General features: G+C 73.2%; 5 protein-coding genes. 4 read left to right on the top strand and 1 reads right to left on the bottom strand.

Translation table 11 applies throughout. The features are described 5' to 3' along the window. The first annotated feature begins 56 nt into the window (after positions 1–56). The gene (locus tag AB0I76_RS22440; protein WP_357038697.1) at positions 57–317 is read left to right on the top strand and encodes a GNAT family N-acetyltransferase; all 261 of its coding nucleotides are present in this window, start codon (positions 57–59) and stop codon (positions 315–317) included. Between the two features lie 171 nt (positions 318–488). Then, entirely contained in the window at positions 489–2,138 is a 1,650-nt protein-coding gene (locus tag AB0I76_RS22435; protein ID WP_357038694.1) for a PKD domain-containing protein, read from the top strand. A gap of 99 nt (positions 2,139–2,237) precedes the next feature. On the opposite strand, the gene AB0I76_RS22430 is transcribed toward AB0I76_RS22435, so the two are convergent. Then, positions 2,238–2,657 (bottom strand): HIT family protein, encoded by a 420-nt coding sequence (locus AB0I76_RS22430; RefSeq protein WP_357038691.1) that lies wholly within the window; start codon positions 2,655–2,657, stop codon positions 2,238–2,240. Between the two features lie 119 nt (positions 2,658–2,776). Between AB0I76_RS22430 and AB0I76_RS22425 the strand changes: the two genes are divergently transcribed. Together AB0I76_RS22425 and AB0I76_RS22420 are read left to right on the top strand one after the other, a co-directional pair. Then, positions 2,777–3,919, top strand: coding sequence for a cystathionine gamma-synthase (locus AB0I76_RS22425; protein WP_357038688.1), 1,143 nt, complete (start codon positions 2,777–2,779; stop codon positions 3,917–3,919). Between the two features lie 16 nt (positions 3,920–3,935). Further along, positions 3,936–4,861: amidase family protein (locus tag AB0I76_RS22420; RefSeq protein WP_357038685.1), on the top strand; the 926-nt coding region annotated here is incomplete at its 3' end.

Below are 4,861 nucleotides of genomic sequence, written 5' to 3'. Positions count from 1 at the left end.
GACGGTTGCCGACGTGAGCCTAGTCTCCCGGGCCACCGGCGGACCGGAGGCGACGCGTGCGCGAGGATGGTCTCGAGGACGCCGCCGTCGTCGACATCGACCGCCTGGTGGTCGACCCGGCGGCCCACCGGCGCGGCGTCGGGCGGGCCCTGGTGACCGCGGTGCTGGACCGCGCCGGCTCGCGCCGCGTCCTCGTCGCCACCGGTCGCGCCAATAGGCCCGCCCGCCGCCTCTACGAGACTCTCGGCTTCGCGGCGGCCACCGAGGAGGAGGTCGTCCCCGGTCTCTGGATCACCCGGTACGCCCGGCCGAGCTGACGCCGGCCCCGTCCTTGCGTCCGCCGGTGTCCCGAAACGGTGGATCACCTCCCGGATGCCCGGCTTCCAGCGGACGCCGCAGGGTCCCCTTCCGCTCAGCCCATCGGGTCATGGAGTCGTGCTGCCCGCCGTGACAGGGTGAGGCTCCAGCCACGGGAGGAGGCGGTTCGCATGCGTTCGATCATGGGACGGCGGGGGGTGCGAGCGGCCGGACGACTGGCCGTGGCGACCCTTCTCGCGGCGGTGGGGGTCCTTGCCGGATCAGCACCGGCGTACGCGGACGCCACCGGGACCGTCGCCTTCTGGAGCATGGACGAACCGGCGGGCGCGACCGTGCTCAAGGACAGCAGCGGCAACGGACGCAACGGCACCATCGGGTCGGAGGTGGTCACCGGCGCCCTGTACGACGGCGCGACCGGACACCGCTTCGCCTTCCACAACCCCGTCGACAAGGAGTACGTGCCGGGGCACGTGAACCTGGTGCCGGCGAGCACCGCCTTCAACCCGGACGCCGGCGACTTCTCGTTCACCATCCGCTACCGCACCACGTACTCCTTCGGGAACATCATGCAGAAGGGGCAGGGGGCCACGGCCGGCGGCTACTGGAAGTTCGAGGCGCCCTCGGGCAAACCCAAGTGCCTGTTCCGGGGCGGCAACGGCGCCTCGCGTACCGGCTACACCGGAGTGTCCATCGCCGACGGTCAGTGGCACACCGTGACCTGCGTCCGCACCTCGGCCTACGTCGAGATGTACGTCGACGGGGTGCGGACGAGTCGGCTGACCGGCCCCACCGGCACCATCGCGAACAACTGGCAGCTGTCGATCGGCGGCAAGAGCAGCTGCGACGGCGTCAACGTCACCTGTGACTACTTCGCCGGGGACATCGACTACATCAGGATCCTCAAGGGCGCGGGCGGCGCCGCCAACCAGGCTCCGGTCGCCGACCTCGCCCCGACCTGCTCCGGTCTGGTCTGCACGCTGTCCGCCGCGGGCTCCACCGACGCCGACGGCGCGATCCAGAACCACACCTGGAACTTCGGCGACGGTACGACCACCGGCACCGGCAGCGTGCCGACGACCTCGCACACCTTCGCGCAGGCCGGCACGTACACCGTCACGTTGACCGTCACCGACGACCGGGGTGCCACCGACACGGCCAGCGCGCAGGTCACGGTCGCGCCGGTCGCGGAGGCGATCTCGTTCGTCGGGCAGGCCACCAACAACACCAACGCCCTCACCCACGCCGTGACGGTGCCCTCCACCGTCCAGCCCGGCGACGCCCTGCTGCTGTTCCTGAGCCAGAACACCCCGGCCACCACCGGCGCGCCCACCGGGGTCGCCGGATGGACCCCGCTCGACCGGATCGCCGGCGGCAACGGCGCCACCAGCGCCTGGTGGAAGGTGGCAGAGGCGGCCGACGCGGGATCCACGGTACGGGTGACGCTCGGGTCGCAGTCGAAGGGCAACCTCGTCCTCGCCGCCTACCGGGGCACGGACCCGACCCAGCCGGTGGCCGCGTTCACCCGCGCCACGGACACCGCCAGCACCGCCGTCCGCGTCACCCCGTACGCCCCGGTCACGGCGGAGCGGAACTGGGGAGTGTCGTACTGGATGCACGGCGACAGCGTCTCCACCTCGCTCGTCGCCCCGTCCGGCGTCCAGGTGCGCAGCAACAGCTCGCAGACCGGCGGCGGCCGGGTGACCGGCCTGCTGGCCGACTCGGGCGGTTCGGTGCCGACCGGCACCTACGGCGGCCTGGCGGCCGTCGGAGCGGCGGCCAGCACCACCACGACGACCTGGACGGTCATCCTCCAGCCATGAGCACCGTGCCGTCCCGGGCCGGTCCGCCTCGACCGGTCCGGGACGGCACCGGGTCGACCCGTCCCGGTGGCTCCCCGTACGCCGGGGCGACGCCGGGGGTCAGCGGCCGGCCAGGGCCTCGGCGACCCGGTCGGCGTACCGCCGGGCCTCCGCGTCGTCGGCGTAGCGGGTGCGGGGCCAGAAGAAGCCCCGCAGGCCGTCACCCTTGGTCCGGGGCACCACGTGGGTGTGCAGGTGCGGCACCGACTGCGACACCTTGTTGTTCATCGCCACGAACGTGCCGCCGGCGTCGAGCCCGGCCTCCACCGCGACGGCCAGCCGCCGCACCAGCCCGAAGTAGCCGGCCAGCGACTCGGGCGGCAGGTCGGCGAGGGTGACCAGGTGGGTGCGGGGCACCACCAGCACGTGGCCCTTGAACACCGGCCGGGTGTCCAGGAACGCCACCCCGTCCGGCTCGTCGACCACCCGGAACGCCGGCACGTCCCCCGCCGCGATCCCGCAGAACACACACCCTGCCACGTCCGGATGGTAGAGCCGTGGGTCGAAGGATCGCCTGCCGGCGCGCGTTAAGCGGGGCCCTTCCTCTACCGGAGGCGTTAAGCGGGGGCCCTTCCTTGCACTGGACTAACGTCTGCGGAATGAGTCACGGCTTCGAGACGCTCGCCATCCACGCCGGCCAGGACCCCGAGGCCCGCACCGGCGCGGTGATCCCACCGATCTACCAGACCAGCACCTACGCCCAGGACGCCGTCGGCGCCCCCCGGCTGGGCTACGAGTACAGCCGCTCGGGCAACCCGACCCGCGACGCGCTCCAGGAGTGCCTCGCCGCGCTGGAGGGCGGGCCGGTCGCGCTCGCCTTCGCCAGCGGCCTGGCCGCCGAGGACACGCTCCTGCGGACCGTCTGCGCACCGGGTGACCACGTGGTCATCCCCGACGACGCGTACGGCGGCACGTACCGGCTCTTCGCCAAGGTGGCCGAGCGCTGGGGTCTCGCGTACACCCCGGCGAAGGTCTCCGACCCCGACGCCGTGCGGGCCGCGATCCGCCCGGGCACGACGAAGATCGTGTGGGTGGAGACGCCCACCAACCCGCTGCTGGGCATCGCCGACATCGCGGCCCTGGCGGCCGTCGCGCACGACGCCGGCGCGCTGCTGGTGGTCGACAACACGTTCGCCTCGCCGTACCTCCAGCAGCCCATCGCGCACGGCGCGGACGTCGTGGTGCACTCCACCACCAAGTACGTCGGCGGGCACTCCGACGTGGTCGGCGGCGCGCTGGTCGCGGCCGACCAGGGCCTCGGCGAGGAACTGCGCTACCACCAGAACGCGATGGGCGCCGTCAACGGTCCGTTCGACGCGTGGCTCACCCTGCGGGGCATCAAGACCCTGGGCGTACGCATGGACCGGCACTGCGACAACGCCGAGCGGATCGCCGCGTACCTGGAGGGGCACGCCAAGGTCGGTCAGGTGATCTACCCGGGGCTGCCCTCGCACCCGGGCCACGAGGTCGCCGCGAAGCAGATGCGCCGCTTCGGCGGCATGATCTCCTTCCGGGCGGCCGGCGGCGAGGACCACGCCGTGGAGATCTGCAACCGGGCCCGGCTCTTCGTGCTCGCCGAGTCGCTGGGGGGCGTGGAGTCCCTGATCGAGCACCCGGGCCGGATGACACACGCAAGTGCCGCCGGCTCGCCGCTTGAAGTTCCCGGCGATCTCGTGCGACTGTCTGTCGGCATCGAGACGGTCGACGACCTGCTCGCTGATCTGGAGCAGGCGCTGGGCTGACCGCGCACTGGGGAGGGTGGCCGTGCAGGACATCATGCCGACCTGGGTCGGGGCGACCGCGAAGCAGATCGCCCGGGGTGTACGCCGGGGCGACGTCTCGGCCACCCAGGTGGTCGCCGACCATCTCGACCACATCGCCCGGGCCGACGCCGACCTCGCCGCGTTCCGCGCGGTACGCGGCGGGGAGGCGATCACCGAGGCCGAGAAGGTCGACGAGCAGGAGGACCTGGCCAACCTCCCCCTCGCGGGCGTACCGGTGGCGGTGAAGGAGAACACCCCCGTCGCCGGGCTGCCGACGTGGAACGGCTCGGCAGCGGCCCGCACGGCGATCGCCGAGGCCGACCACGAGGTGGTCCGCCGGTTGCGCGGCGCGGGGGCGGTGATCCTCGGCGTCACCCGGATGCCGGAACTCGGCCTGTGGGGCATCACCGACGACGAGACGGCGGTCACCCGTAACCCCTGGGACTCGACGCGTACGCCTGGCGGCTCCTCCGGGGGCGCGGCCGCGGCGGTGGCCGCGGGCCTGGTGCCGCTCGCGCACGGCAACGACGGCCTCGGGTCCATCCGGATCCCGGCGGCCTGCTGCGGCCTGGTCGGCCTGAAGCCGGGCCGCGGCGTGATCCCGTGCCAGTTGGGGGCGGACGACTGGTTCGGCCTCACCGAGCACGGCATGCTCGCCACCACCGTCGCCGACGCGGCGGTCGGTTTCCAGGTGCTCGCCGGTCGCCGGCAGGAGAAGCTGGTGCCGCCGCAGCGGCTGCGGGTCGGGGTGTCGCTCCGGTCGCCGGTGCGGGGCGTACAGCCCGACCAGCCGAACCGGGACGCCGTCGCCGCCGCGGGCCGGCTGCTCGCCGACCGCGCGGTTCTTCAGCGGGCCAGCCGGGTCCTGGTCCAGCTTGTTGTACGCCGCGGTGGCCGTGTCGCTGTCGTGGCTGGCCAGCG

The organism is Micromonospora sp. NPDC049799, from assembly GCF_040656655.1.
GTDB lineage: Bacteria > Actinomycetota > Actinomycetes > Mycobacteriales > Micromonosporaceae > Micromonospora.
The sequence above is the reverse complement of the archived record's forward strand: the minus strand, read 5'-3'. Positions and strand labels throughout refer to the sequence as shown.